The 25252-nt window shown below is 71.8% G+C and carries 28 protein-coding genes and 1 pseudogene; 27 read left to right on the top strand and 2 right to left on the bottom strand.

Annotated features, from left to right (window positions below):
• Positions 1-144 precede the first annotated feature (144 nt).
• The 6 genes from Q0858_RS05340 (at position 145) to Q0858_RS05315 (ending at position 7991) form a co-directional block, all read left to right on the top strand.
• Positions 145-1452, top strand: a complete 1308-nt coding sequence (locus Q0858_RS05340) for an ammonium transporter (protein ID WP_299051816.1) — start codon at positions 145-147, stop codon at positions 1450-1452.
• Positions 1449-1787, top strand: coding sequence for a P-II family nitrogen regulator (locus tag Q0858_RS05335; RefSeq protein WP_299051815.1), 339 nt, complete (start codon positions 1449-1451; stop codon positions 1785-1787). Before Q0858_RS05340 ends, Q0858_RS05335 begins: the two co-directional genes overlap by 4 nt.
• 126 nt (positions 1788-1913) lie before the next feature.
• Positions 1914-4154: a [protein-PII] uridylyltransferase gene (locus Q0858_RS05330; RefSeq protein WP_299051814.1), complete on the top strand. Its 2241-nt coding sequence runs from the start codon at positions 1914-1916 to the stop codon at positions 4152-4154.
• Between the two features lie 89 nt (positions 4155-4243).
• Positions 4244-5800, top strand: a complete 1557-nt coding sequence (ffh, locus tag Q0858_RS05325; protein ID WP_299051812.1) for a signal recognition particle protein — start codon at positions 4244-4246, stop codon at positions 5798-5800.
• A gap of 137 nt (positions 5801-5937) precedes the next feature.
• Positions 5938-6189, top strand: coding sequence for a hypothetical protein (locus Q0858_RS05320; protein WP_299051810.1), 252 nt, complete (start codon positions 5938-5940; stop codon positions 6187-6189).
• 728 nt (positions 6190-6917) lie between these two features.
• Positions 6918-7991: an amidohydrolase family protein gene (locus tag Q0858_RS05315; RefSeq protein ID WP_299051808.1), complete on the top strand. Its 1074-nt coding sequence runs from the start codon at positions 6918-6920 to the stop codon at positions 7989-7991.
• A gap of 3 nt (positions 7992-7994) precedes the next feature.
• Here Q0858_RS05315 and Q0858_RS05310 read toward each other — a convergent pair whose 3' ends face one another.
• Entirely contained in the window at positions 7995-8630 is a 636-nt protein-coding gene (locus Q0858_RS05310; RefSeq protein ID WP_299051806.1) for a hypothetical protein, read from the bottom strand.
• A gap of 197 nt (positions 8631-8827) precedes the next feature.
• On the opposite strand from Q0858_RS05310, the pseudogene rpsP reads away from it, so the two are divergent.
• The 21 genes and pseudogenes from rpsP to Q0858_RS05210 form a co-directional block, all read left to right on the top strand.
• Positions 8828-9286, top strand: a pseudogene (rpsP, locus tag Q0858_RS05305) (30S ribosomal protein S16); the annotation flags it as partial.
• A gap of 164 nt (positions 9287-9450) precedes the next feature.
• On the top strand, positions 9451-9693 hold the full coding sequence (locus Q0858_RS05300) for an RNA-binding protein (RefSeq protein WP_299052943.1): 243 nt from the start codon (positions 9451-9453) through the stop codon (positions 9691-9693).
• 22 nt (positions 9694-9715) lie between these two features.
• Positions 9716-10276: a ribosome maturation factor RimM gene (gene rimM, locus Q0858_RS05295; RefSeq protein WP_299051804.1), complete on the top strand. Its 561-nt coding sequence runs from the start codon at positions 9716-9718 to the stop codon at positions 10274-10276.
• A gap of 10 nt (positions 10277-10286) precedes the next feature.
• The gene (gene trmD / locus Q0858_RS05290) at positions 10287-11456 is read left to right on the top strand and encodes a tRNA (guanosine(37)-N1)-methyltransferase TrmD (protein ID WP_299051802.1); all 1170 of its coding nucleotides are present in this window, start codon (positions 10287-10289) and stop codon (positions 11454-11456) included.
• Positions 11457-11681: 225 nt separating this feature from the next.
• Positions 11682-12032: a 50S ribosomal protein L19 gene (gene rplS / locus Q0858_RS05285; protein ID WP_299051800.1), complete on the top strand. Its 351-nt coding sequence runs from the start codon at positions 11682-11684 to the stop codon at positions 12030-12032.
• Positions 12033-12087: 55 nt separating this feature from the next.
• Complete coding sequence (gene lepB, locus Q0858_RS05280; protein ID WP_299051799.1) at positions 12088-12918, top strand: signal peptidase I; 831 nt, start codon at positions 12088-12090, stop codon at positions 12916-12918.
• Positions 12915-13613, top strand: a complete 699-nt coding sequence (locus Q0858_RS05275; RefSeq protein WP_299051797.1) for a ribonuclease HII — start codon at positions 12915-12917, stop codon at positions 13611-13613. Before lepB ends, Q0858_RS05275 begins: the two co-directional genes overlap by 4 nt.
• A gap of 127 nt (positions 13614-13740) precedes the next feature.
• Positions 13741-14118, top strand: a complete 378-nt coding sequence (locus Q0858_RS05270; RefSeq protein ID WP_299051796.1) for a YraN family protein — start codon at positions 13741-13743, stop codon at positions 14116-14118.
• 1 nt (position 14119) lies between these two features.
• Positions 14120-14389 carry a magnesium chelatase domain-containing protein gene (locus Q0858_RS05265; RefSeq protein WP_299051795.1) on the top strand — a complete coding sequence of 90 codons (270 nt, stop codon included), beginning with the start codon at positions 14120-14122 and terminating at the stop codon, positions 14387-14389.
• A 12-nt stretch (positions 14390-14401) separates the two neighbouring features.
• Complete coding sequence (locus Q0858_RS05260; RefSeq protein WP_299051794.1) at positions 14402-15805, top strand: recombinase family protein; 1404 nt, start codon at positions 14402-14404, stop codon at positions 15803-15805.
• The gene (locus tag Q0858_RS05255; RefSeq protein ID WP_299051793.1) at positions 15805-16365 is read left to right on the top strand and encodes a hypothetical protein; all 561 of its coding nucleotides are present in this window, start codon (positions 15805-15807) and stop codon (positions 16363-16365) included. Before Q0858_RS05260 ends, Q0858_RS05255 begins: the two co-directional genes overlap by 1 nt.
• Before the next feature lie 321 nt (positions 16366-16686).
• Positions 16687-16896, top strand: a complete 210-nt coding sequence (locus Q0858_RS21510) for a DUF6011 domain-containing protein (protein ID WP_366915993.1) — start codon at positions 16687-16689, stop codon at positions 16894-16896.
• 8 nt (positions 16897-16904) lie between these two features.
• Positions 16905-17210 (top strand): hypothetical protein, encoded by a 306-nt coding sequence (locus tag Q0858_RS05250; RefSeq protein ID WP_299051792.1) that lies wholly within the window; start codon positions 16905-16907, stop codon positions 17208-17210.
• Complete coding sequence (locus Q0858_RS05245; RefSeq protein ID WP_299051791.1) at positions 17207-17527, top strand: hypothetical protein; 321 nt, start codon at positions 17207-17209, stop codon at positions 17525-17527. The genes Q0858_RS05250 and Q0858_RS05245 overlap by 4 nt, the downstream gene beginning before the upstream one ends.
• Positions 17527-18099 (top strand): hypothetical protein, encoded by a 573-nt coding sequence (locus Q0858_RS05240; protein ID WP_299051789.1) that lies wholly within the window; start codon positions 17527-17529, stop codon positions 18097-18099. The genes Q0858_RS05245 and Q0858_RS05240 overlap by 1 nt, the downstream gene beginning before the upstream one ends.
• A complete protein-coding gene (locus Q0858_RS05235) occupies positions 18096-18323 on the top strand; it encodes a hypothetical protein (RefSeq protein WP_299051787.1) in 228 nt (75 codons plus the stop codon). Before Q0858_RS05240 ends, Q0858_RS05235 begins: the two co-directional genes overlap by 4 nt.
• Entirely contained in the window at positions 18320-18703 is a 384-nt protein-coding gene (locus tag Q0858_RS05230) for a helix-turn-helix domain-containing protein (protein ID WP_299051785.1), read from the top strand. The genes Q0858_RS05235 and Q0858_RS05230 overlap by 4 nt, the downstream gene beginning before the upstream one ends.
• Before the next feature lie 113 nt (positions 18704-18816).
• A complete protein-coding gene (locus tag Q0858_RS05225; protein ID WP_299051784.1) occupies positions 18817-19173 on the top strand; it encodes a hypothetical protein in 357 nt (118 codons plus the stop codon).
• A gap of 532 nt (positions 19174-19705) precedes the next feature.
• On the top strand, positions 19706-20311 hold the full coding sequence (locus Q0858_RS05220) for a hypothetical protein (RefSeq protein WP_299051782.1): 606 nt from the start codon (positions 19706-19708) through the stop codon (positions 20309-20311).
• Positions 20311-20709: a hypothetical protein gene (locus Q0858_RS05215; protein ID WP_299051780.1), complete on the top strand. Its 399-nt coding sequence runs from the start codon at positions 20311-20313 to the stop codon at positions 20707-20709. The genes Q0858_RS05220 and Q0858_RS05215 overlap by 1 nt, the downstream gene beginning before the upstream one ends.
• A 192-nt stretch (positions 20710-20901) precedes the next feature.
• Positions 20902-23886 carry a hypothetical protein gene (locus Q0858_RS05210; RefSeq protein WP_299051778.1) on the top strand — a complete coding sequence of 995 codons (2985 nt, stop codon included), beginning with the start codon at positions 20902-20904 and terminating at the stop codon, positions 23884-23886.
• Between the two features lie 124 nt (positions 23887-24010).
• Here Q0858_RS05210 and Q0858_RS05205 read toward each other — a convergent pair whose 3' ends face one another.
• A complete protein-coding gene (locus tag Q0858_RS05205; protein ID WP_299051776.1) occupies positions 24011-24748 on the bottom strand; it encodes a hypothetical protein in 738 nt (245 codons plus the stop codon).
• Positions 24749-25252: the final 504 nt, after the last annotated feature.

The raw sequence follows: 25252 nt of genomic DNA, 5'->3' as shown, positions 1-25252 counted from the left end.
AAACACCGACTCGACCCCGGTGAAACCTCGGGATCAGAGGGTCGGAGACACATCGGGCGGTGCGGTGCGACAGCGAGGTCGCACTCGGCCGCCCTCCTCTCCGTCCCGCTCCCTGGAGGTCCCGTGGCTGGGTATCACGCCTTCATGCTCGTCGCGACAGCGCTCGTCATGATGATGACCGTCCCGGCGCTCGCGCTGTTCTACGGCGGCATGTCGCGCTCGAAGTCCGTGCTCAACATGATGATGATGTCGTTCGTCGCGGCAGCCATCGTCGGTCCGCTCTACGTGCTCATCGGCTGGTCGATGGGGTGGTCGGAGGGCAACTGGTTCTTCGGCAACCCGTTCGACCAGCTCCTGCTGGACGGCCTCACGACCGACGCCTACGTCGGCATGGCCTTCCAGATGACCTTCGCCGTCATCACCGCCGCGCTGATCAGCGGTGCCCTCGAGGGCCGGCTCAAGTTCTCCGCCTGGGTCCTCTTCGTGCCGATCTGGTCGGTGCTCGTCTACTTCCCGATGGCCTACATGGTCTTCGGGTGCCAGGACAACTCGCTGATCTGCGGCCAGATCGGCGCCCAGGACTACGCCGGCGGCACCGCCGTCCACATCAACGCCGGCATCGCCGCCCTGGTGCTCGTCCTGCTCCTGGGCAAGCGCCGCGGCTGGCCCCGCGACACCATGCGGCCGCACAACCTCACGCTCACCATGCTGGGCGCCGGGCTGCTGTGGATGGGCTGGTACGGCTTCAACGTCGGCTCGATCGTCTTCGCCGACGGGTACGACGAGGCGCAGTTCCTCGCCGAGACCGGCCGCACCTTCGCCAACACCACCCTGGCCGCGATGACCGCCATCCTCGGCTGGCTGCTGGTCGAGCGGATGATCTCCGGCAAGGCCACCACCCTGGGCGCGGCGTCCGGCGTCGTCGCCGGGCTCGTCGCCATCACCCCCGCGGCCGGCGCGGTCGACATCGGCGGCGCCATGGCCATCGGCGTCATCGCCGGCGGTGTCTGCGCCGTCGCGGTCGGCTGGAAGTACAAGCTCGGGTACGACGACTCGCTCGACGTGGTCGGCGTCCACCTGGTCGGCGGCGTCCTCGGCACCGTGCTGATCGGCCTGTTCTCCACCGCCGACGGTGCCGGCGGCATCGACGGCCTGCTCTACGGCGGCGGCGTCGGCTCCCTGGTCGACCAGGTGCTCGGTGTGCTCGTCGCGGTCGCGTACGTCGGTGTGCTCACCCTCGTCATCGGCCTGGCCATCAAGTTCACCATCGGCCTGCGCCTTGACGACGAGGACGAGGCCACCGGCATCGACCTCGTCGCCCACGGCGAGAGCGCCTACGACCTGCACACCGGGATCGGCGGCGGCGTGTCCTCCGGGCTCGCGGCCAACGCCCCGATCAAGCCCGAGGCCTCCACCCGGGCCCCGTCGACCACGAAGGAGACCTCCCAGTGAAGCTCGTGACCGCGGTCATCAAGCCGCACAAGTGGGAAGAGGTCCGCGAGGCCCTCGAGACCTTCGGCGTGACCGGCATGACGGTCAGCGAGGTCAGCGGCTACGGCCGCCAGAAGGGCCACACGGAGGTCTACCGGGGCGCGGAGTACGACATCGCGCTCGTGCCCAAGCTCCGCATCGAGATCGTGGTCGAGGACGGCGACGCCGACGACATCGTCGGGATCGTCGTGCGGACCGCGCAGACCGGACGCATCGGCGACGGGAAGGTCTGGGTCTCCTCGGTCGACACCGTCGTCCGGGTCCGCACCGGCGACCGCGACACCGCCGCGATCTGACCCGCCTCCCACCGACGACCGGACCGGCCTGCACCCGGGACGGCACCACACCCGGCCCCGTCTCGCCCCGGCGAGGCGGGGCCGAGGTGTGCCGTCCCCGCCCCTGCACCAGGGAGGATCACCGACATGAGCGCCGCTGACCGTGCCGCCCGCACCGAGGCGGCCGACGCCCTGTGCGCCGCGGCGTACGCCGACGCCGGCGGGCCGTCGTCCGGGGTGGCGCTCGTGGCGGTCGGGGGCTACGGGCGCGGCGAGCTGGCGCCCTGCTCCGACCTCGACGTCGTCCTCGTGCACGACGACGACCTCCCCGCCGGTGCGCTCGACGCGGTGCTCGAGAAGCTCTGGTACCCCCTGTGGGACTCCGGGAGCCGGATCGACCACTCGGTCCGGTCGCTGAGCGAGATGACCACCGCGGCCCACGACGACCTCAAGGTGATGCTGGGCCAGCTCGACGTCCGCCACCTCGCCGGCGACCACCACCTCAGCCTGCGGCTGCGCACCGAGCAGCTGGCCCACTGGCGCCGCGACGCCCGGCGCCGGCTGCCCGAGCTCAAGGCGCTGACCCACGCCCGCCACGTCCGGGCCGGCGAGCTCGCGCACTCCTCGGTGCCCGACCTCAAGGAGTCCCACGGCGGGCTGCGCGACGCGACCGTCCTGCGCGCGCTCGTCGCGAGCTGGCTGGTCGATGCCTCCCAGGCCGACTCCGACGCCGTACGACGGGGGCTGCTCGACGCCCGCGACGAGCTGCACGCCGTCACCGGACGCGCCGTCGACCGCATCGCGCCCGAGCACTGGCCGGCGCTCGCCGAGCGGCTGGAGCTGCCCGACGCGGTCGCCGCGCAGCGCCACGTGCGTGAGCTGGGCCGCCGCCTGACCCACTTCTCCCGGCTGGCCTGGCGCCGGGTCGACGCCGTCCTGGCCGGTCCCGGTGGCCGCGGCGCCCGCCGGCCCCGCCTGCAGGTGCTCGCCCCGGGGGTCGCCCTGGCGGCCGGCGAGGTGGTCCTCGACCGCAGCGCCCGGCCGGAGTCCGACCCCGCGCTGCTGCTGCGCGCCTGCGCGGAGGCCGCCGAGCGTGACGCCCCGCTGGCCCCCGCGACCGCGGCCCGGCTGGCCCGGGAGGGCGCGCCGCTGGGTGACCCGTGGCCGGCGGAGGCCCGCCGGCTGCTGGTGCGGATGCTCGCCGCCGGGCCCGGCCTGCTGCCGGTGTGGGAGACCCTGGAGGAGACCGGCGCGCTGTCCGCCGTCCTGCCGGAGTGGGAGCGGATCCGGCTCTTCCCCCACGCCTCGGCGGTGCACCGCTTCACCGTGGACCGGCACTCCGTCGAGACCTGCGTCGAGGCGGCGGGACTGATCCGCAGCGTCGGGCGGCCCGACGTCCTCGCCGTCGCGGCGCTGCTCCACGACATCGGCAAGGGCGGGGTCGGCGACCACTCCGTCGAGGGCGCGCCGATCGCCCGGCGCATCGCGCAGCGCCTCGGGTTCGACGAGGACGAGTGCGACGTCGTCGCCACCCTGGTGCGCCAGCACCTGCTGCTGTCGCAGACCGCCACCAGCCGCGACCCCGACGACCCGGTCACCCTGGCCCACGTCGCCGACCGGGTCGGCACCCCCGAGGTGCTCTCGCTGCTGGTGGCGCTCACCGAGGCCGACGCCCGCGCCGCGTCGGCGCAGGCGTGGTCGTCGTGGCGGGCGGGCCTGGTGCGTCGTCTCGCCGCCGGCGTGCTCGCCGTCCTCCTCGCCCGCCAGGCCGGCACCTCGGCGCCGCGGGTGGCCGACCCCGAGGTCACCGTCCCCGACGCGGTCCGCGGCGACCCCCGCCGGGCGGCGTTCACGGTCGAGCCCGTGGCCGACGGTGCCCGGGTCACCGTGGTCTCGGGGGACCGGGTGGGGCTGCTGGCGGACGTCTCCGCCGTCCTCGCCCTGCAGCGGGTCCGGGTGCGGGCCGCGCGCGCGTGGTCGCAGGACGCCTGGGGCGTCTCGGCGTGGGACGTCAGCGAGGAGGTCGACCCCGCGGTGCTGCGCGAGCGGTTCGCCGCCCTGGTCGAGGGGCGCCTGGACGTCGGCCGCCGGCTGCGGCTCGACGGGAGCCCCGACGTGCTGCCGCCCACCGTCGAGGTCCACCACGAGGCGTCGCGCACCTCGACGGTGCTGGAGGTGCGGGCGAGCGACCGGCTGTCCGTCGTCCACCACGTCTGCGCGACGCTGGCGGGCCTGGAGATCGCCGTCCGCTCGGCCCACGTGGACACCCTCGGGCCGCAGGCAGTGGACGTCTTCTACCTGCAGGAGGCCTGGGCCGGGGCGCTCGCCGACGACCGCGCCGCGGACGCGGCCCACGCCGTACGCGCTGCCCTCGCCGGCTCCGGATAGGCTGGGCCACCGCCCGAGCCGGGGTCCCTCGGACCCTCCCGCGGGCCCTGCGACATCGACCCAGTCACCGACCCAGGGACCTCACACACGTGTTCGCCACCCTCTCCGACCGCCTCGCCGACACCTTCAAGAACCTGCGGGGCAAGGGACGCCTCTCCGACGCCGACATCGACGCCACCGCGCGCGAGATCCGCATCGCGCTGCTGGAGGCCGACGTCGCGCTGCCGGTCGTCAAGGAGTTCACCGCGGCGGTGAAGGAGCGCGCCCGCGGCGAGGAGGTCAGCGGTGCGCTGAACCCGGCGCAGCAGGTCATCAAGATCGTCAACGACGAGCTCCAGGCGATCCTGGGCGGCGAGACCCGCCGGCTGCGCTACGCGAAGTCCGGCCCGACCGTCATCATGCTCGCCGGCCTCCAGGGCGCCGGCAAGACGACGCTGGCGGCGAAGCTGGCGAAGTACCTGAAGGACCAGGACAAGACGCCGATCCTCGTCGCCTGCGACCTCCAGCGACCCAACGCCGTCCAGCAGCTGCAGGTCAACGGCGAGCGCGTCGGCGTCCCCGTGTTCGCGCCGGAGCCCGGCAACGGCGTGGGCGACCCCGTGTCGGTGGCGACCGCGTCGATCGAGCACGCGAAGCGCTCGCTGCACGACGTCGTCATCGTCGACACCGCGGGCCGGCTCGGCGTGGACGCCGAGATGATGCAGCAGGCCGCGGACATCCGGGACGCCGTCCGGCCCGACGAGGTCCTCTTCGTCGTCGACGCGATGATCGGCCAGGACGCCGTCTCGACGGCCCAGGCGTTCCTCGACGGCGTCGGCTTCGACGGCGTCGTCCTCACCAAGCTCGACGGCGACGCCCGCGGTGGTGCGGCGCTGTCGATCCGCTCGGTCACCGGCAAGCCGGTCATGTTCGCCTCCTCGGGCGAGAAGATGACCGACTTCGACGTCTTCCACCCCGACCGCATGGCCTCGCGCATCCTCGACATGGGCGACGTCATGACCCTGATCGAGCAGGCCGAGAAGACCTTCGACGCCGCGCAGGCGGAGAAGGCGGCCGGCAAGCTCCTCGGCGGCCAGGGCGACTTCACCCTCGACGACTTCCTCGAGCAGATGCAGCAGGTCCGCAAGCTCGGCTCGCTGTCCTCGATCCTCGGGATGCTGCCCGGCATGGGCCAGATGCGCGAGCAGCTGGCGGACTTCGACGAGCGCTCCATCGACCGGATCCAGGCGATCATCCAGTCGATGACCCCCGCCGAGCGGGCCAACCCCAAGATCATCGACGGCTCCCGCCGCGCCCGCATCGCGAAGGGCTGCGGGCAGCAGGTCAGCGACGTCAACCAGCTCGTCGACCGCTTCTTCGAGGCCCGCAAGATGATGCAGCAGATGGCGAAGGGCGGCGGGATCCCCGGCATGCCCGGCATGCCGGGCATGCCCGGCATGGGCGGCGGGCGGAAGGGCAAGGCGAAGCCCGCGGCCCGGAAGGGCAAGGCGCGCCGCTCGGGCAACCCGGCCAAGGCGGCCGCAGCCAAGCCGGCCCCCGCCGCGAAGGGCTCCCCGTTCGGCAACCCCGACGGCGAGCCGGTGGACTACGAGAAGGCGGCGAAGGACCTCAACCTGCCGTCCGACCTCTCGAAGTACCTGCGCTGAGCGCCGCCGCCCGGGCCGCGCCCGCGACCGTCCTCGTCGTCGACGGCGCCAACGTCGTCGGTGCCCGGCCGGACGGCTGGTGGAAGGACCGCCCCGGCGCCGCCCGCCGCCTCCACGACTCGCTGCTGGTCGCACCCGTGCCCCAGGAGCAGGTGGTGCTCGTGCTGGAGGGCGGCGCCAAGGCCGGCGTGAGGGCCGGCAAGGACGCCCACGTCCGCGTCGTCCACGCCCCCCGCGACGGCGACCGCGAGATCGTCGCCCAGGCCACCGCGGCCGTCGGGGCCGGCTCCCGCGTCACCGTCGTCACCGCCGACGTCGTCCTCCAGGGCCGCGTCCTCGCGGTCGGCGCCGAGTACGTCGGCCCCACCTGGCTCCTCGACCTCCTCTAGGCCGAGTCGGCACGTCTGCGCAGCCAGGAGCCCTCGAGTCGGCACGTCTGCGCAGTCAGGAAACCTCGAGTCGGGCTCTCCTGCTGGTTGTGTGGGTCCGTGGCCCGATCGCGGTCGGGAGGCGTGGTCGCGGTGCTCCGTGACGATTCGCCCCATCCGCGGGACCAAGCTCGTGCGAGACGTCACGGAGTACCGCTCGTCCACAGCTGGCCGGGTCCGCCCCGGTACTCCCCTGGGGAACTGTCGTCCCGGACCGTGCCGGACAGCAGGACCTCAGGAGACTAACCCTGCGGCTCGCCCGGTCACGGTGGACAACGCCTGGCGACCCCGTCGACCACCGGCGCGCCGGGCGCGTGGCGCCGCCACGCCTCGGCGCAAGGCCCCCTGGTCCCGTGCAGAACGCACACAGTTCGACACCGGGCGGGCTCTCTCGCCGCCTCACACCGCACCAGGCCGCACCGGCGCACCCACCGCCGAGGCGAACTGTGTCCTTTCGTGCAGCCGACCCGAGACGACCCAGCGAGCTCCAGCACGAGATGGCGCCACCCACTCATCAAGCAGAAGAGCCGAGTCGGCACGTCTGCGCAGCTCCGCGCCCGGTCGTACGACGTCCCGGCTCGTACGACGTCCCACGACAGCGGTCCCGCCTGGGGAGAACCTGCGCAGACGTGCCGACTCGGCGTCCTGGAGGTGCGCAGACGTGCCGACTCGGCACTAGGTTGCCGGGCATGGGTGCTGCTGCGAGGGTCCGGGGTCCGGTGCTGCCCGACGGGGAGGCGCGCGACCTGTACGTCGTCGACGGGCGCGTGACGTACGAGCCGCAGGCCGGCGCCGAGACCTGGGCCGAGGGGTGGGTGGTGCCGGGGCTCGTCGACGCGCACTGCCACCTGGGGCTGGACGACCACGGCCCGGTCGGGGCCGAGGAGACCGAGCAGCAGGCCGTCGACGACCGCGACGGCGGGGCGCTGCTGATCCGCGACTGCGGCAGCGCGGCCGACACCTCGTGGGTCCAGGAGCGCGACGACCTGCCGCGGCTGATCCGCTGCGGGCGGCACCTGTCGGCGACGAAGCGCTACATCCGCGGCTACGCCCACGAGGTCGAGCCGGACGAGCTGGCGGCGTACGCCGCGCAGGAGGCCCGCCGCGGCGACGGGTGGGTGAAGCTGGTGGGGGACTGGATCGACCGGGACGCCGGCGACCTGACGCCGTCCTTCCCGGCCGCGGCGTTCGCGGCCGCCATCGAGGCCGCCCACGCGGAGGGCGCGAAGGTCACCGCGCACTGCTTCGGCCACGACGTCCTGCCCGGCCTGATCGAGGCCGGCATCGACTGCCTCGAGCACGGCACCGGGCTGACCGAGGACCTCGTCGACGCGATGGTCGCCCACGGCACCGCGCTGGTGCCGACGATCATGCAGCTCGACGAGTTCCCCGGGCACGCGTCGGCGGGGGAGAAGCGCTTCCCGGACTACGCCGCCACGATGGCGGACCTCTACAGCCGCATGCCCGCCACCCTCGGTGCGGCGTACGACGCCGGGGTGCCGATCTACGCCGGCTCCGACGGCGGCGGCATCTCCCGGCACGGGAACCTCGCCGGCGAGGTGCAGGCGCTCACCCGCATCGGGATGAGCCCGTACGACGCCCTGGGGGCGGCCAGCTGGCGCGCCCGGGAGTGGCTCGGCCACCCCGGGCTGGAGGAGGGGGCACCGGCCGACCTGGTCGTCTACCCGTCCGACCCGCTCGCCGACCTGTCGGTGCTGCGGCGGCCGTCCGCGGTGGTGCTGCGGGGCGTCCGGGTGCTCTGACGCTCAGCCCGCAGCGGGCTTCCGCGGCGCGCCCGAGGCGTAGAGCACGACGAGCAGCACCAGGACGGCGAAGCCGCCGAAGCCGAGGCCGATGCCGGCGACCAGCATCACCGCGAACCCGGCGAACGCGCCGCCGGCCGGGGCGGGTCCGACGCGGACCTCGGTGGCACCGGGGGCGGAGGACGAGCAGGTCAGCTCGAGGGAGTCCCCGCCCGGGTCGACCACGCCGAACCCCGACCACGACCGGGAGCCGTTGCCGTAGGTGTAGCTGGCGGTGGGGGCGTCCACGTCGACCGGCTCGCCCTGCGCGTCGGTCGCCTGGCACGACGGGGGCACCTGGCCCTCCGGCGCCATCAGCAGCCGCGGGCCGTCGTCGTCCAGCTCTACGCCCTGGGCCGAGCCGTCCGCGGGGACGACCGCGTCCTGCTGGGACAGCGGCCCCAGGGCCGACACGAACGCCGTCACGAGCAGCGTCCCCGCCGCCACGAACATCACGAGGGGCAGCGCGAACCACCAGGCGCGGGGACGCCGGCGACGCGGCCTGGCCGGTGGCGTCGGGGAGCCGGGCGGGGGACCGCCGTACGGTCCGGGAGGGGGCTGGGCGCCGTACGACCCGGGCGGCGGAGGCTGCTGGCTCATGGGCGCATCATCCCCGACACCGCCGGGTGCACACCGGATTCGGACCGCGGGCGACGACGTGGCAGACTCGTGGGTCGAGTGCGCGCGCCTCGGTCCCTCTCAGCCGACGCCGTCACTCCCACCGAGGACAGCGACCCGGACCCCACCCGTGGTCGAGGCCCTCACCCGCACACGATTTCCGAGGAGACACCACAGACGTGGCCGTCAAGATCCGTTTGAAGCGCCTGGGCAAGGTCCGGGTCCCGCAGTACCGCATCGTCGTCGTCGACTCGCGCAAGAAGCGCGACGGCCGCGTGATCGAGGAGATCGGCACCTACCAGCCGAAGGACGAGCCGTCGGTCATCACCGTCGTCTCCGACCGCGCGCAGTACTGGCTCGGTGTCGGCGCCCAGCCCACGGAGACCGTCGAGTCGCTGCTCCGGATCACCGGTGACTGGCAGAAGTTCAAGGGCACCAAGGGCACCGAGGGTCGCCTGAAGACGGCCCCCGAGAAGCGCAGCAAGCTCGACATCTTCAACGAGGCGCTGAAGGAGGCCGGCTCCGACACCGTCGAGGCCGCCGCCCCGAAGGCCGAGAAGCTGACCAACGCGGAGAAGGCAGCCGAGAAGGTCGAGAAGGTCGAGCGCGCGGAGAAGGCCGACAAGGCCAAGTCCGACAAGGCTGCCGAGGCCGCCGAGAAGACCCCGGCCGACGAGACCCCCGCGGTCGCCGAGGCCGACACCGAGGCCGCCGAGACCGAGGCCGTCGACGCCGAGCGTCAGCAGGAGCCCGCGGCTGAGAAGGACGGCGCCTCGTCGTGACCGCCCCGGCGAGTCCCGCGATGCTGGCCGAGGCGCTCGAGCACCTCGTCCGCGGCGTCGTGGACAACCCCGACCAGGTGCGGGTCGACGACAAGGATCTGCGCCGCGGGTCGGTGCTCGAGGTGCGCGTGCACCCCGACGACCTCGGCAAGGTGATCGGACGGGGTGGCCGCACGGCCACGTCGTTCCGGACCGTCGTCTCCGCCCTCGCCGGTCGTGGCGGCGCGCGCGTCGACTTCATCGACGTCGACCGCCGCCGCTGACCGGCTCGTACGGCGGCCTGCGATGAGCGAGGCCGTCGAGGTCGTCGTCGGCCGTGTGGGTCGCCCGCACGGCCTGCGCGGCGACGTCAGCGTCGAGGTGCGCACCGACTCCCCGGAGCTCCGCTTCGTGGTCGGTGCGCACCTGCGCGGCGAGCCCGGCCGTGACACCCCGGCCCCGGCCGCCCGGGTCGCCGACCTCGAGCTCGCCTCGGTGCGCTGGCACTCCGGCCGGCTGCTGCTCCGCTTCGTCGGGGCCGAGGACCGCGAGGGGGCCGAGTCCCTGCGCGGCACCCTCCTGCACACCACCCTGGCGCCGGACGAGGTGCCGGACGACCCGGACGAGTACTTCGACCACCAGCTCGTGGGGCTGGCCGTCACCGACGTCGACGGGACGCCGCTGGGCGTGATCGCCCGGGTCGTGCACGGTGGCGCGCAGGACCTCCTCGAGGTCCGCACCCCGTCCGGTCGCACCGGACTGGTGCCGTTCGTGTCGGCGCTGGTCCCCGAGGTCGACCTGGCCGGCGGACGCGTCGTCGTCGCCGACCGCCCGGGGCTGGTGACACCCTTCCCGGACGAGACGTAGGAGACCGGCGATGCGCGTCGACGTCGTCACCGTCTTCCCGGCCTACCTGGCCGCGCTCGACCTCTCGCTGCCCGGCAGGGCGCAGCGGTCCGGCCTGCTCGACCTGCGCGTCCACGACCTGCGGGACTGGACCCACGACCGCCACCGCACCGTCGACGACACCCCGGCCGGCGGCGGTCCCGGCATGGTCATGCGGCCCGAGCCGTGGGGCGAGGCGCTCGACGCCCTCGACCTCGAGGGCGCCACCCTCGTCGTCCCGACGCCGGCGGGGGAGCCGTTCACGCAGGCCACCGCCCGCGACCTCGCCACCCGCGACCGGCTGGTCGTGGCGTGCGGGCGCTACGAGGGCATCGACCAGCGCGTGGTCGACCACGCCCGGACCCGCACCGAGGTCCGGGAGGTCTCGCTGGGCGACTACGTGCTCAACGGCGGCGAGGTCGCGGCGCTGGCCGTCCTCGAGGCCGTCGTGCGGCTGCTGCCGGGCGTCGTGGGCAACCCGGAGTCGCTCACGGACGAGTCCCACGAGGCCGGGCTGCTCGAGGCCCCCGTCTACACGAAGCCGCCGTCGTGGCGCGGCCTCGAGGTGCCCCCGGTGCTGCTCTCGGGGGACCACCGGAAGGTCGCCGCCTGGCGGCGCGCCGCGGCCACCCGTCGTACGGCGGAGCGGCGGCCCGACCTGCTGCACGCCTCAGCCGTGCTGGCCCACGGCGACGAGGCGTGGGCGATCGTGCCCGCCTCGCCCTCCGACGCCCCCGAGCTGCTCACCCTCCAGCGGGCCTGCTGGGTCACCGAGGCGATCGCCAACGACGACCTCGCCATCCCGGCGCTCCACGAGGACCTCGCCGACGTCGAGGCCGGCCTGCGCGACTGGCGGACGTACGTCGTCCGCGCGGCCGGCCGGCTCGTCGGGTCGGTCCGCGGGCGACTCGAGGACGACGGGGCCTGGTCGGTGGGACGCCTGATGGTCGCCCCCGACCTGCGGGGCCGGGGGCTGGGGCGGGTGCTGCTCGAGCACGCCGAGGCGGTCGCCCACCCCGACGCGACGTCGTACCGGCTGGTGACGGGCAAGGACTCCACGGCCAACCTGCGGCGCTACCGGCGGGCCGGCTACCGCGTGGTCGAGGTGCTCGACGACTTCCCCAGCGGCCCGGCCGTGCTGGCCAAGCCCCGCCGCCGCTGAGACCCGGCCCGGTCCGGGAGGCGTTTTCCGCCCCGGAGCGCGGCTGTGGCACACTTCTGGACTGGTCCCGCCGGTCGAAACACGGACCGCCCGCCGCGTGCGCGCGCCGGGGATCCGCGTCGGGCTCCTGCCACAGGGGGAGCGGCGCCGCCGACCGAGGGTCGGACCACCACCAGTACCAGCATCGAGTCCGCGGTCGACCTGTGGCCACTGCGAGGAGCACCCATGACCAACGCCATCACCGCGCTCGACGCCGCCGTCCGCCGTGACGACGTCCCCGCCTTCCGCGCGGGCGACACCGTCAAGGTCCACGTCAAGGTCGTCGAGGGCAACCGCAGCCGTGTCCAGATCTTCCAGGGCATCGTGATCCGCGTGCACGGCTCCGGGATCGGCCGCACGTTCACCGTCCGCAAGGTCTCCTTCGGCGTCGGCGTGGAGCGCACCTTCCCGCTGCACTCCCCGATCTTCGAGCAGGTCGAGGTCGTGACCCGCGGTGACGTCCGCCGCGCGAAGCTGTACTACCTGCGCAACCTGCGCGGCAAGGCCGCCCGCATCAAGGAGCGGCGGGAGATCTGAGCAGGACCCCGGGCTCGCCCGGAGTCGGCTCAGGGTCGCTGGCTAGTCTCTCGAGGTGACCACCCACGACCGCGGCGCGGACCCCGTGGACGACACGGGGGGCGTCGGGTCCTCCGAGGGTCCCGACCCCGCTGACGGGCCGGCCTCCGAGGCGCCCGCCGGACGCCGTCGGGGGCTGCGGCTGTGGCAGGAGACCGCGCTCCTGCTCGCCCTCGCGCTGGTCCTCGCGCTGGTCATCAAGACCTTCTTCCTGCAGGCCTTCTACATCCCGTCGGAGTCGATGGAGCCGGGTTTGGTCGAGAACGACCGGATCCTGGTGCAGAAGGTGTCCTACTGGGGCGGCGGCACGCCGGAGCGCGGCGACGTCGTCGTCTTCGAGGACCCCGGCGGGTGGCTCGACGAGCCGACCCCCACCGACCAGGGCGTCGTCACGTCGCTGATGACCCGGATCGGGCTCTACCCGACCGGCGGCCACCTCGTGAAGCGCGTGATCGGCGTCGAGGGCGACGTCATCGAGTGCTGTGAGGAGGGCACCGGACGGCTCATCGTCAACGGGGTGCCGATCGACGAGAAGGGCTACACCAAGCCCGGGTCGACCAGGAACAGCAGCGGTGAGCGCTGCGCCGGTCCGATGATCGGCAGCTGCTCCTGGACCGCGGGGCCGGTACCCGAGGACGAGATCTTCGTGATGGGCGACAACCGCAACCGCTCGGCGGACTCGACGGTCCACATGTGCCCCCAGAACGCCACGGACTGCACCCCGGGTCGGGAGTTCGTGCCCACCGACCTCGTCGTCGGCAAGGTGTTCGTCGTCGTCTGGCCGCAGGACAACTTCCGCTGGGTGAAGCGTCCCGACGCGTTCGAGTACGTGCCCGCAGGATCGTGACCGGTCGGGTCGCCGGCACGACGGTGCGGCGCGACGCCGGTCTCTACGGCTACGAGCGCGCGCTGCGCCGGGCCGGGCTCGAGCACGTGGCCGGCACCGACGAGGCCGGGCGCGGCGCCTGCGCCGGCCCGCTGGTCGCCGCCGCCGCGGTGCTGCCCGCCTCCCAGGCGGGCGTGGTGCCCGGCCTCGCGGACTCCAAGCTGCTGACCGAGGCCGCGCGGGAGCGCTGCTACGCCCAGGTCGTGCGGCGCGCGCTGGCGTGGTCCGTCGTCGTCGTGCCGCCGGGCGAGTGCGACCGCCTCGGGATGCACGTCGCCAACATCGAGGCCCTGCGCCGCGCCGTCGCCCGCCTCGCCGTCCGGCCGTCGTACGTGCTGACGGACGGGTTCCCCGTCGACGGACTGCCCGCCCCCGCCCTGGCGATGTGGAAGGGCGACCGGGTCGCCGCGTGCGTCGCGGCCGCGTCGGTGCTCGCGAAGGTGACCAGGGACCGCCTCATGACGCGGCTGCACGACGACCACCCGGCGTACGGCTTCGCGGTGCACAAGGGCTACATCACCCCGTCGCACTCGTCGGCCCTGACCGAGCACGGCCCGTGCCCCGAGCACCGCATGCGGTTCGTCAACGTACGGCGGGCCGCCGGGCTCGAGGTCGAGGCGGGCGCCGTGGAGCTCGAGGAGCCCGCCCCCGCCTGAGGCGACCGGGTCGCCCGCGCCGTTCCGCGTCCACAGGCGCCGACCGCGTCGGGTCCTCCACAGGCCCGCGGTCGACGGCCCCCACGACCCCTCGCGCCGCCGCAGGCTGGCGCTCGAGGAGGTCGACATGACGACGACAGCAGCGAGCAAGCAGGCCCTGGGGGCCTATGGGGAGAGCGTGGCGGCACGGCACCTGGTCGAGGAGGGCCTGGAGGTGCTGGAGCGGAACTGGCGCTCGCCGGGGGACCCGGTCGGGGAGATCGACCTGGTCTGCAAGGACGGCGACGCGCTCGTGGTGTGCGAGGTCAAGACCCGCACCGGTGAGGAGGGCGGGAGCCCGCACGAGGCGGTGGACGCCGAGAAGCTGGACCGCCTGCAGAGGCTGGGGGTGCGCTGGGCCGCCGAGCGCGGCTGCACCCCGCCGGAGATGCGGGTCGACCTGGTGGCCGTGCTGCGGCCGCTGCGCGGCGCCGCCGTGGTCGAGCACGTCCGCGGGATCGGCTGACGTGCCCGTCGCCACGGCCCGGACCGTGTCCCTGCACGGGGCGGTGGGCCACCTCATCGACGTCCAGACCGACGTGTCGCCCGGCCAGGTGGGGCTGACCCTCGTGGGGCGGCCCGACGCGTCGCTGTCGGAGGCCCGCGACCGGTGCCGGATGGCCGTGGTCAACTCCCGGCTGCCGTGGCCGGCGACGAAGCGGATCACGGTGCTGCTGTCGCCGGCAGACCTGCCCAAGCGGGGCACCCACTTCGACCTCGCGAGAGTGAGAATATGACACACTTAGATTGTGCGAGCAAGCGTCTACGCGAGGATCAGTCGAGACCGTGAGGGTGCCGGTCTGGGTGTAGCGACCCAGGAGGCTGACTGCCGCGAGCTCGCCGACCGCCTAGGCGCGTCCATCGTCTCCGTGCACACCGACAACGACCTGTCTGCGTACTCGGGGAAGCCGCGGCCCGGCTACCGCGACCTGCTCCGAGAAGTTCAGGATGGGGAGGTCGACGTCGTCCTGGCCTGGCACACAGACCGGCTACATCGCTCCCCGGCTGAGCTCGAGGAGTACATCACCGCCTGCGAACAGCGCGCCGTCTCGACGCACACCGTCAAGGCTGGCCCCGTCGACCTCTCGACCTCCTCGGGGCGGATGGTGGCTCGGACCCTGGGCAACCACGCCCGATACGAGGTCGAGCACGCGGTCGAGCGAATGCAGCGGGCGAAACAGCGCAGCGCCGAGGCCGGTGTCTGGAAGGGCGGTCGGCGTCCGTTCGGGTACGAGGCGGACGGGGTGACGGTTCGAGAGGACGAGGCAGCTGCACTTCGCTCGGCCTGCGACCAAGTCCTGGCGGGCGAGTCGCTGAGGTCGATTGCACGAGCCTGGAACGCTGCGGGCCTGACGACCACCACTGGGAAGCCCTGGGGGCTCTCAGCGCCCCGTAGAGCGCTTCTGCGGCCACGTAACGCCGGCTTGATGGAGCACCGCGGCGAGATCGTGGGCGATGCCCAGTGGCCGGCCATCGTGGACCGCGAGAAGTGGGAGGCAGTTCGCCGCATCCTTCTCGACCCGGCTAGACGGACCAATCCTGAGACCAACGCACCGAAGCATCTCGGCTCCGGGCTCTACCGCTGCGGACTTTGCCACGGCCCGATGAGGGCGGGACACGACCGATATGGCCGTCCGCTCTACCGCTGCGCCGAGCGTGGGGGAGAGGCCGGCCACGCCAGCCGAGACATGGAACAACTCGACGCATACGTATCCGCGGTGCTGGTCGAGCGCCTTCGCCGCGACGACCTCGCTGACCTCCTCTCGGCCCCCGCCGCAGATGTCGACCTGGAAGGGCTGCAGGCGCGCGCCATCGAGTTGGACGAGCGAAAGACGCAGCTCGCCGCACTCTTCGCCGACGGGGACGTTGATGCTCGACAGCTCGCCGAGGGGAGCCGGCGCCTGACGACCGAGCTCGATGGCGTGCGCGAGCAGATCGCGGTTGCTTACAACGGCACGGCATTGGCCGACATCGGGGGAGCGCCCGATCCTGGCCAGGCGTGGCTCGAGTCGACACTCGAGCGACGGAGGCTAGTTCTCGGCGCGCTGATGACAGTCATCGTGCAGCAGTCCGGCCGGGGCAGGCCACCGGGATGGAAGCCCGGCGAGTCGTACTTCCGTCCCGACACAGTCGCGATCGAGTGGGTGGCCTGATGACCTACAACTTCAAGGTGCCAGTTCTGTCGGCTTCGCGATGGGCTGAGGCCGAGACGCGGTCGACGCATTCTGCGGACCTGGATTGGCCGCGCGTAGGTATCTACTGCGAGGACCAGCACGCACTCTGGTTACTCGGGTCGTTCGTCGTCAGTCACGAGGTCGCAGCCGATCGGGGCCACAACTACTGGGCTTGGGAGCGCCGCTATCTCACGGGCGATGGCTACCTGATTCGTCTGCAGAGGCAGGACGGCGGCGAGGGTGTCCAGCAGCTGGCGGCGAATCAGCCGACGAACCCACGGGGGGAGCAGGCGGCTCTAGCTGCAGCCCAAGAGGCTCTGGAGCGGGGGGATTTCGCCGCCGCCGAGAAACTCATGTCGGGCCTCGGGGCGAGCGAGGCGGATTCTCGGCTTCGGATGCCACTGGCGTGTGGGATGTGCGGTGGACCGCGGGTATTTCGGGAGGACCGAGTTCAGTCTGTGGCGCAGCGGTTCTGGGACTTCGGCATTCGCGAGATCGACTTCAAGTCATTCGCGGCACGCATAGATCGCCAGTCCTAAGCCTCCACGCTGCTAGTCTGTAAGCACTGGTCGACGGATCTCCGACGGCGCAGGTCACGTCATCCGAGCAGATGGCTTCAAAGCCATGCTCGGAGGACCCGGTGTCTCAGACACTTCATCATCGTGGACGCGTAGCTGCCCTCAGCAGGTCGCGGAACGCCACCGATCCCGAACTCGTCGACGCGCGCCGCGAACTCGCGGCGGAGCGCCTCGCGGACGTCATCGCTAGGACGGTGGCTTCGGCGCCACCCCTGACCGACGAGCAGCGCAGCCGGCTGGCAGCACTGCTCCGTCCCGCTTGCGCCCACGAGGCAGCCGGCGGTGATCGCGTTGCGTCGTGAACGAACAGAACGCCCCGGCTCCCAGACCGAGGCGTCCCAAGTGTCACTGACGGGCGACACCCAGATCGTATCCGCTGACGACCGCGTTTGGTGCCAGCGATGCGGTGCCCTCCTGACTGCGCCGCGGTCCGTCGAGCGTGAGCTCGGGCCGGTCTGCGTGCACCTCGTCACCGAGGCGGTGGCCTCATGAGGCGCCGGGTGCTCGAGGTCGAGTTCGACGGTGTCGGGTCGCTGATGCGTGGCCACGGCTCTCGTGAACTAATCGCCGAGGTCGTGGGGCGGCCGCCCGTCTGGCGCACGCTGGCCCACGGCTGGTCGGTGCAGGAGCACACCGCCCGCGACGTCGTGGCGCTCGCTGAGGAGCGGGGCTACGACATCGTCGTCCTCGGTCCGCAGGCCACTCGACAGAGGCGCGAGCAGATGTCGGCTCCCGCCGAAGTCACATCAGGCGGTGCGACTTCGTATGACATCCCACCGGCGTCCGAGTCGGAGGGCCTGTGGTGACCGCGATGCAGGAGATCCCGTTGGTACCCACGGGTACGAACGGAGAGGCGGTCGAGGCCACGCCGGCCGAGCTGGACGCCTACGTCGCCCACTTCCAAGCGCGGGTCCTACAGGACGCGATGCGGGAAGCGACGGCGACCTACTGGCGCCGGCGGGCTCAGACGTTCCTCGACGCCCGCGCCCGGCCCGGTGACTTCCTCGGCAACTCCACGCTCGAGCAGCGACGGGCTCGGTGGTGCCGGCTCACTGAGATCGCCAAGGCGTGCGAGGCCAGGGCTCAGGTCGCGCTGATCCAGGACGACGAGGTGATCCGGTGATGACCACCTACTCGGCCCGTGTCATGCGCTTCCGCCGCGGCGTCTACGCCGCCCGTGGACGCATCACGCCCGGCGCCCAGGTGCTGCTCCTGCGGCTGTCGGACTCGATGAACGCCAACGCCATCGTGTCGATCCCGCGCACCCAGCTCGTCGAGGAGTTCGACTGCGCTCCGGCCCGGATCACCGAGTGGATCAACCAGGCGAAGAAGGCCGGATTCCTGAGCCAGGTGAGGCGCCCAAGGCCCGGCACAACGGCGGTCTACCAGGGCCTGGTCGTGGCTCCCAAGGTACGCGAGGGCGTACCTCAGACAGAGGTACGGAAACCCGGTCACGTAGGGGTACGCGAGGGCGTACCCCTAGAAGGGGCCCAGGGGTACGCGAGAGCAGGTACCCAAGAGGTAGACGCTTCGCTGAGGTTGAGCGACACACCTCAGGTCGTGCGTCGCGATGACAAGCGCAGCAACGAGAGGACCGCCTCGAGCAAGGCCGCTGTCGAGGTCGCGGACTGCGAGTGGCATCCGTGGCAGCGCTGCCCCGAGGACTGCCGCAACGTTGATCGGCGCGCGTCATGACCGCCCGTATCTATGACCTGACGTCACGCCTGCCGCAGGCGTGCGACTGCCCGCCCCACCGGCTCGCTTCTCTAGCTGCTCGTCTCCGTCAGTCCAGGGACGCGCAAGCCGGCGAGCTCCTCGTCACCACTGAGACGCTCACCGCGGTCGTTGACGACGCGCTCGAGGTGTTGGACCGCATCCTCACCGACCACGCCCCCACGCACGAGAGGACGAACTCGTGACGATCTTCCGCGGTGGGCCCGGCCTCATCTTGCCGGCGGACTTCGTGGCTTGGCTGGACCGCAACGCGAACCTCAGTCAGCTGCGCGTCGATGCCCGTGGGACGAACCCTCGGGCATCGAAGTACCTGAGCGAGATCCACGAGGTTGCGCTCGAGTACCGCGTGGCGCTCACGGGTGAGCCTGAGCCGGCAGCGGTGGAGCCTGGTGTCGAGCGGTCGCAGTGGCTCTCGACCGGCGAGGTCGCCGACAAGCTGCGCATGACACCGCGCGGCGTCCGTCGGGCGATCGAGGACCGTCGGCTCGAGGCCGAGCGTGTGGGCGAGCGGTACCGGGTCAGCCGGGAGGCGCTCGCCGTCTTCGAGAGCTCTCGGGCGGCCTGATGGACCCCAGGGGGTGGGGCCAAGGGGCCCGGTTGAGAGGACCGAGGGGCAGGTCCCTCGCTGTGCGCGACATCTAAAACGAACCGAGCAGTTAACAAACGAAGGAGGCTCACATGAGCGAGAACAAGCCCCGGAAGCCCGCTGGCCTCGGGTCGGCGGCCAGCCGGCTCTGGTCATCGGTGGTCGACGAGTACGAGCTTGACGAGCACGAGCTTGCGCTGTTGGTCGAGGCCGTCAGAACGGTCGAGGTGTTGGCCAAGTTGGACGAGCGTGTGCGTTGCGATGGGCCCTTGGTGACGACCCCGCAGGGCGAACGCGCACATCCCGCCCTCGTCGAGGCACGTCAGCAGCGCATCGCGCTGGCGCGGTTGCTGGCTGCCTTGCGGATGCCCTCGGGCGACGGGGGCGAGAACCGTCCGCAGCGTCGAGTTGGCGCCCGCGGGGTCTACAAGCTCCGTCCGGCATCGTGAGGCGCCGCGCCCTAGAGGCGACTGACGAGCCTTTCCCCGCGGCTCTGGCTATCGGGCCCTGCATTGAGGTGTGGGCCGACGACCAGCGGCCCGGCCCCTGGTCGTCTGAGAACTGGAAGGCGACCACCGCCTTCCGGAACTGGGCGAACGCCCGAAGGCACCATGAGCGTGAGCACCGTGGCCCGGGCGAGACGTCTCAGACGGTTCATCGAGCGCCGTACTCGGCTGCGTTCTTGGTCGACAGCGGTCGATCAGCCCAAATGGAGGCGTATCTCGCCGCCGGCAGTGCGAGCACGGGTGACCTGGGCCGGCTGCGGGATCAGGCCCGTCAGTTGGGGACCGGGCGGTCGCAGCGGAATGTTTGAACCCTCCGCACATATGAGAGCCCTACCCCGCGGTCCTGCGTCGCCGGGGTCTGGGGTCACCCCCTGGGGGTGCCTAGTTCCCCCGGAGGAACTGGCGTAGAGGCGCAACGGGAACTCGCCACAGGCTCGGAGCATCCAGTCGACAACCCGCGATGCGAGGGGCAGCGATGCGTAAGAAGTTCGCCACGAACGCCGAGATCATGGAGAAGGCGCAGGCCGAGATCGCCGGCGACCTCTACCAGATCCGTCGCGACACCAGTCGCACCGAGGAGTTCAAGAAGGCCGAGGTCGCGAAGTCCTACCAGCGGATGCGCGCGACACGCGACCGACTGGTAGCCGAGCGTGACGCGGCCGTGAAGGACTACCGCCGCACCCTCGAGCGGGACATCTTCGCCGGGCGTGGGAGTACTGATCCGTCGTGGGCCATCTCGCGCCGCGACGCGGCGGACCGGGCCGAGCAGCTGGAGACCCCAGCGCAGGCTGCCGCCCTCCTCGCTCGTGCGGAGCGGCAGGGCGATGAGCCTCTCGCTCGCGCGATCGCCGAGCGCTCCTACGAGATGCGCTGGAGTGATGTCGCCAACCAGTTCCTCGAGACCCGCCCCGACGTCGCACCGCGGTTCGAGGAGTTGTGGGAGCACGTCGAGCCGAACATGCAGCAGGTCCTTCACGATGCGATTCAGCTCGAGGTACGACCTGAAGAGCTCGGGACGATGTCGGACTACGAGATCGATCGACTCGCCAGCAGCTTCGATGCCGCGCAGGCCGCGAGCTGATGGCGGCCAACCAGGCCAAGGGCCGCCCGCAGGGCAACCCGTCCCGTCCGCGCCACTCGGTCGCCGACATCGTGAGTCGCACGATGGCTGCCGGCCTGATGCTGCCGGATCTGACCGAGCAGTTCACCGCGCTGGGTCCGGGCACCCAGGCCCGCCTGTTCCGCATCGTCGACCTCATCGGCGGGATGAGTCATGACGAGAAGGAAGGGACCCGGGTGCAGCTCACCGGCATCCGGCGTTTCGACCACACCACCGAGGAGATGGCCGAGCTCCTGGGCGCGGTCGAGTCGCTGGTGATGAACCTCGACCGGATCGCCACCCCGACCGTCGACGGCCAGCCCAAGGGAACGCTCGCCGAGCAGTTCTTGGCCGACTACGCCGCGAGCCAGGAGGGCTGAGCCATCGCAGTCCGTAAAGAAGAGATCCGCATCCACGCCACGTCGAACCTCGCCCAGCAGGCAGCGAAGGACGCCGCCGCGGTCAAGCTGCTGACGGCGGTACTCAAGGATCTCGGCGCCTCGAGCGCAGACGTCGACCGGATCACCCAGCGCACGTCCCGCGGCGGGCTCGGGTCGCTGTCGCGGGATGCGGTGTCGTCCGAGCGCAGCATCCGCCAGCTCGACTCCGGCATCAACAACCTGACGGGCCGGCTGCGGCTCGCCGGTCAGGTTGCGCTGACCCTGGGTCCGGCCCTCATCCCGATGGCCGGCCTCGCGGTCCCTGCCATCGCCGGCATCGCTGCCCAACTGTCGGTCGCAGCCGGGGCCGGGACGTCGGCCCTCCTGGCGTTCCAGGGCGTGGGCGAGGCGCTGACGTCGATCGAGGCCGCCCGTCTGGACCCGACGGCGGAGAACCTGCAGAAGATGCGCGACGCCCTGTCGGCGCTGTCGCCGCAGGCGCGTGAGTTCGCCCGCGAGGTGGGCAGGCTTCGCCCAGCGATTGCCGCGGCGACGGTCGATGCGTCCGCTGAGGGGTTCTTCCCCGGGCTGCTCGAGGGCATGGACGACCTCGAGTCCGCTCTGCCGCGCATCGAGTCGTTCTTCAACGAGCTCGGCACCGTGACCGGCGACCTGGCCGGCGACAGCCTCGCCTCACTGACCGGGGAACGCTGGGAGTCGTTCTTCTCCTACATCCAGAACAACGCCCGCCCGATCCTCACCGATCTGGTCGGCACGGTCGGCGATGTCACCCACGGTCTCGCCGAGCTGGTCATGGCCTTCGATCCGACCAACCAGGACTTCTCCTCGTGGCTGCGGGTCCAGGCCGGCGACTTCGACGACTGGGCTGCCGGGCTGTCGAAGACCGAGGGGTTCCGGGAGTTCGTCGCCTACTTGAAGCAGAACGGTCCCGAGGTGGCTGAGGCTGCGTCCGCGATCGGTGGGGCGCTGGTCGACATCGCGACCGCTGCCGCGCCGCTGGGTGGTCCGGCGCTGGACGCGCTCGAGGCGGTCGCCAAGGCCGTCTCCGCGATCGCCGACTCCCCGGTGGGGACGCCGCTGATCCAGGCCGCGGCCGGGATGATCCTGTTCAACAAGGCCGTCGCCGCCGGTGCCGGTGCCGGTGCTGCGGGATTCTTCGCGAAGACCCGCGGCAACGCTGCCGCGATGAACTCGACCATCGCCGGCTCCGCGGGCGGGGTCGGGCGTCTCGCGGGCAGCCTTGCTGCCGCTGGTGCTGCGGCGACGATCCTGGGTAACGGGCTGGCGGAGGCGACCGGCGCGAAGATCGACCTCGGCAACTTGACCCGCGACCTCGACGCGTTGACCAAGGGCGCGGACACCAAGCTGCTCGACCAGGTCGGCAACTCGCTCGAGTACATGGCCGGGTGGCAGAACAAGGCCGCCGAGCCCATCCGCGAGGTGTTCAGTGCGTTCGGGCTGTTCGGCAACACCCCGATGGACAACGCGGTCGATAACATCGATGCCGTCGACCAGGCGCTGGCGCAGATGGTGGAGTCCGGGAACGCGGGCAAGGCCGAGAAGGCGATGCAGCGCATCCTGGAGGCGGCTACCGGAGCCCCCGAGGGTGCCTCGATCGCACCCTGGGCGCGCGAGGACGTCATGGCGAACTTCGGGGCCTACCAGACCGCCCTCGACAACGCCGCCGGCGGGAACGGTAGGTACGCCGACTCCGCCAATGAGGCCGGGGATGCCGCCTCAGGTGCCGGTCAGAGCATCGGTGAGATGACCCGGGCGCTGTGGAGGCAGAAGGACGCGGCCCTGGGGGCGTTCGACGCCCAGACCGCGTGGGGTCAGTCCCTCGCCGATGCTGAGGAGGCCGCAGCCAAGGGTGCGCGGGGGATCAGCTCCCACACCGAGGCCGGTCGCGAGAACCGCGCCCTGCTGTCGGGGATGGCGTCGTCGTGGAACGGCATGTCCAACGCGGTCAAGCAGAACACCGACCGCTACTACTCCGCCCGTGACGCCTTCGTGCGCGTCGCCACGCAGATGACGGGCAACGAGCAGGCCGCCAAGCGCCTCGCGCGCCGGTACCTCGACATGCCCAAGAAGGTCGTCTCCCGCCTCGCGCTCGAGGGCGAGCGGCAGACCCGACAGGGCCTCGACGCCACCACCCGCCGCGTCGAGCGCCTCAACAGTCAGCGCGCCCGCCCCAGAGTTGAACCAGAGACCCGCCGCGGCAACCAGATGCTGTCCCGGTTCGACTCACGCATGCGCGAGATCGGCGGCCGACGCCCCACCCCCGTGGTCGGCGCGAACTCTCGGCCCGGCATGTCGACGATCCAGGGGATGGACAACCGGCTCCGCCAGCTCGACCGCACCAAGACCAACCCCGGCGTGGGTGCCGACATCGGCGAGGCCATGCGCAAGACCGGCCAGGCTCGCGACGAACTCAACCAGTTCGGACGCCTGCGCCCCAGCCCCGCGGTGGGGATCAACGACAACGCCTCGGGGCCCCTGTCGGGCATCAGGGCGATGATGGCGTCGATCCAGTCCAAGACCGTCACCGTGACCGTGCAGACGCGGAACGTCCGCGCCAACGCTGCTGGTGGGCTGTACGCCTCGGAGGCAGCCGGCGCGCTGCCGAGGACTGCTAGCGCGATCGCCAACGACCGGATCATGAACGGCGACTACGCCAACGCCCACCGACCGCAGATCGCCACCGGTGGCGTAACCCGCGTCTGGGGTGAGCCCGAGACGAAGGGCGAGTCGTACATCCCCCACGCGAACGACTGGCGCCGACCTGGCGCCCGGTCGATCCTCGAGCAGACCGCGAGCATCCTCGGCGGCCAGGTCGAGTGGTACGCCCGTGGCGGCATCCGGCCGTTGCACGACACCGAGGAGATGCGAGCCCACCAGCGTCGAGAGGCCGAGCGCGCCGGCGTGCAAGCCGCGTTGCGGTCCGGCGGTGGGGGAGGCGGCTATAGCGGCCCGTCCACTGTCCGCGTGGAGGGCCCGCTGCGCGTCCAGGGCACTCTCAACACCCCCTGGGGACCCGCCAAGATCGAGGGCATCGCGGAGGCTGCCGCCGAGCGGGTCCTACAGAACCAGCGATCCAACGACTCGTTCGCTCGCGACTCCGACGCGATGGTCGTTTGGGACGGGTCCGGTGTTTAGGATGCCGGTCGGCCGTCCCGCTGGAACCCCATGTCGAGCGGGGCGGCCCTCTTCTTCCTCCTGACATCGCAACGACCCCACCTGAGATGGAGGGCTCGGGGTGGGGTCGTTGCTTAGTGTGTGACTAGCGCAGGGTGGGGCTTGCGAACGATCGTGCGGGCGCCTTGCCCTTGACGCGGAATGCGCGGGACACGGTGGTGGTGTTGCCGGCGACGTCCGTGGCGGTGGCGGTCCAGCGGCGTGTGGCGCCGCCCTGGGGGCCCTGGACGATCTCGCCGTAGGTCACGGTGCAGTCGCCGTCGATGCCGGAGTTGGCGTCGACGCCGGTGCAGGTGATGGGACGGGCGTCGCGGGCATACGGGGCGGTGCCGGTGCGGGTGAGCTTGATCCGCGGTGCGGTGGTGTCGACCTGGAGCGGGGTGCGGACCCTGGTCTCCTGGCCGTTGGCGTCGGTGACTTTACGGGCGACCTTGAACCCGGGCTGGGTGTTCTCGCGGGTGACCGGCTCGGGGCAGACCAGCGGGGCGGTGCCGCCGCCGCAGGTGTAGGTGATGGTGGCGGGTGTGCGGTACCAGCCGGCCTCGTTCGCCGGGAGCTCGCTGCTGACCTGGCCGGTGATGAACAGCTCGGGCACGTTCACGACCACGTCCTGTGTGACCTGCTCGGCGTCGGCGTAAGTGACGTCGTCAACGGTGCCTCCGGCCTGGTCGGCAGCGATGGTGCAGGTGCCGGGACCGTCGAAGGTGACCTCGTTGGTCTCGACGTCGATGGAGCACACCTCGCCCGCGGACTCGGCGATGGAGAACGTCACCGGGTTGCCGGACGCGCCGCCGGTCGCGGTCGGGGTGTAGGTGTCACCCACGGTTGCGTCCTCAGGGGCTTCAGAGGTGAAGGTGATCTGCTGAGTGGTCGGAGGGACAGCCGCCGGCGTCACGAGGTCCAGTCCGTAGGGGGTAGTGACGTCAGTGGCGATCGTGACCGGTGCGCCATCGTCTGCGGGCAGCCTGACCACTGAACTCGAGTTGTAGGACGTGAAGTAGACGTCGCCGTTGGGCTGGGCCTCGGAGTCGTAGGCGCCCCGGATGGGGGTCAGCACAGTGGCTGGACCTCCGCCGGCGGGAACCAGCTTGATGGTGTTGCCTCCGTCCTCATCGACGACCACGTAGGACCCGTCGGGGCGCTGGGCGACCGACACGGGGTTCAAGAAACCACTCGAGAGGATCGTCTTGGCGCCATCTGGGGCGATGGCGAGGAGGTTCTTACTGGAGCGGTCGGCGACGAGGATGTTGCCAGCGGAGTCCTGGTCGATGAATGCCGGGCCGCCCACTGCGGCGAACTGAACTCGGGCTCCACCGTCGGCGGGATA

Origin of the sequence: uncultured Nocardioides sp., from assembly GCF_947489365.1 — a bacterium.
In the GTDB taxonomy this organism is placed as follows: Bacteria; Actinomycetota; Actinomycetes; order Propionibacteriales; family Nocardioidaceae; genus Nocardioides.
This window is presented reverse-complemented; position numbering and strand designations above follow the sequence as displayed.

Excerpts from the sequence above, each read along its gene's own strand:
- Q0858_RS05225 (WP_299051784.1), top strand. The coding sequence starts at position 18,817 with ATGAGCGAGAACAAGCCCCGGAAGCCCGCTGGCCTCGGGTCGGCGGCC.
- Q0858_RS05270 (WP_299051796.1), top strand. The coding sequence starts at position 13,741 with ATGACGACGACAGCAGCGAGCAAGCAGGCCCTGGGGGCCTATGGGGAG.
- Q0858_RS05235 (WP_299051787.1), top strand. The coding sequence starts at position 18,096 with ATGACCGCCCGTATCTATGACCTGACGTCACGCCTGCCGCAGGCGTGC.
- Q0858_RS05300 (WP_299052943.1), top strand. The coding sequence starts at position 9,451 with ATGCTGGCCGAGGCGCTCGAGCACCTCGTCCGCGGCGTCGTGGACAAC.
- trmD (WP_299051802.1), top strand. The coding sequence starts at position 10,287 with ATGCGCGTCGACGTCGTCACCGTCTTCCCGGCCTACCTGGCCGCGCTC.
- rplS (WP_299051800.1), top strand. The coding sequence starts at position 11,682 with ATGACCAACGCCATCACCGCGCTCGACGCCGCCGTCCGCCGTGACGAC.
- rimM (WP_299051804.1), top strand. The coding sequence starts at position 9,716 with ATGAGCGAGGCCGTCGAGGTCGTCGTCGGCCGTGTGGGTCGCCCGCAC.
- Q0858_RS05215 (WP_299051780.1), top strand. The coding sequence starts at position 20,311 with ATGGCGGCCAACCAGGCCAAGGGCCGCCCGCAGGGCAACCCGTCCCGT.
- Q0858_RS05340 (WP_299051816.1), top strand. The coding sequence starts at position 145 with ATGCTCGTCGCGACAGCGCTCGTCATGATGATGACCGTCCCGGCGCTC.
- Q0858_RS05255 (WP_299051793.1), top strand. The coding sequence starts at position 15,805 with ATGACCTACAACTTCAAGGTGCCAGTTCTGTCGGCTTCGCGATGGGCT.
- Q0858_RS05310 (WP_299051806.1), bottom strand. The coding sequence starts at position 8,630 with ATGAGCCAGCAGCCTCCGCCGCCCGGGTCGTACGGCGCCCAGCCCCCT.
- Q0858_RS05315 (WP_299051808.1), top strand. The coding sequence starts at position 6,918 with ATGGGTGCTGCTGCGAGGGTCCGGGGTCCGGTGCTGCCCGACGGGGAG.
- Q0858_RS05240 (WP_299051789.1), top strand. The coding sequence starts at position 17,527 with ATGACCACCTACTCGGCCCGTGTCATGCGCTTCCGCCGCGGCGTCTAC.
- Q0858_RS05330 (WP_299051814.1), top strand. The coding sequence starts at position 1,914 with ATGAGCGCCGCTGACCGTGCCGCCCGCACCGAGGCGGCCGACGCCCTG.
- Q0858_RS05220 (WP_299051782.1), top strand. The coding sequence starts at position 19,706 with ATGCGTAAGAAGTTCGCCACGAACGCCGAGATCATGGAGAAGGCGCAG.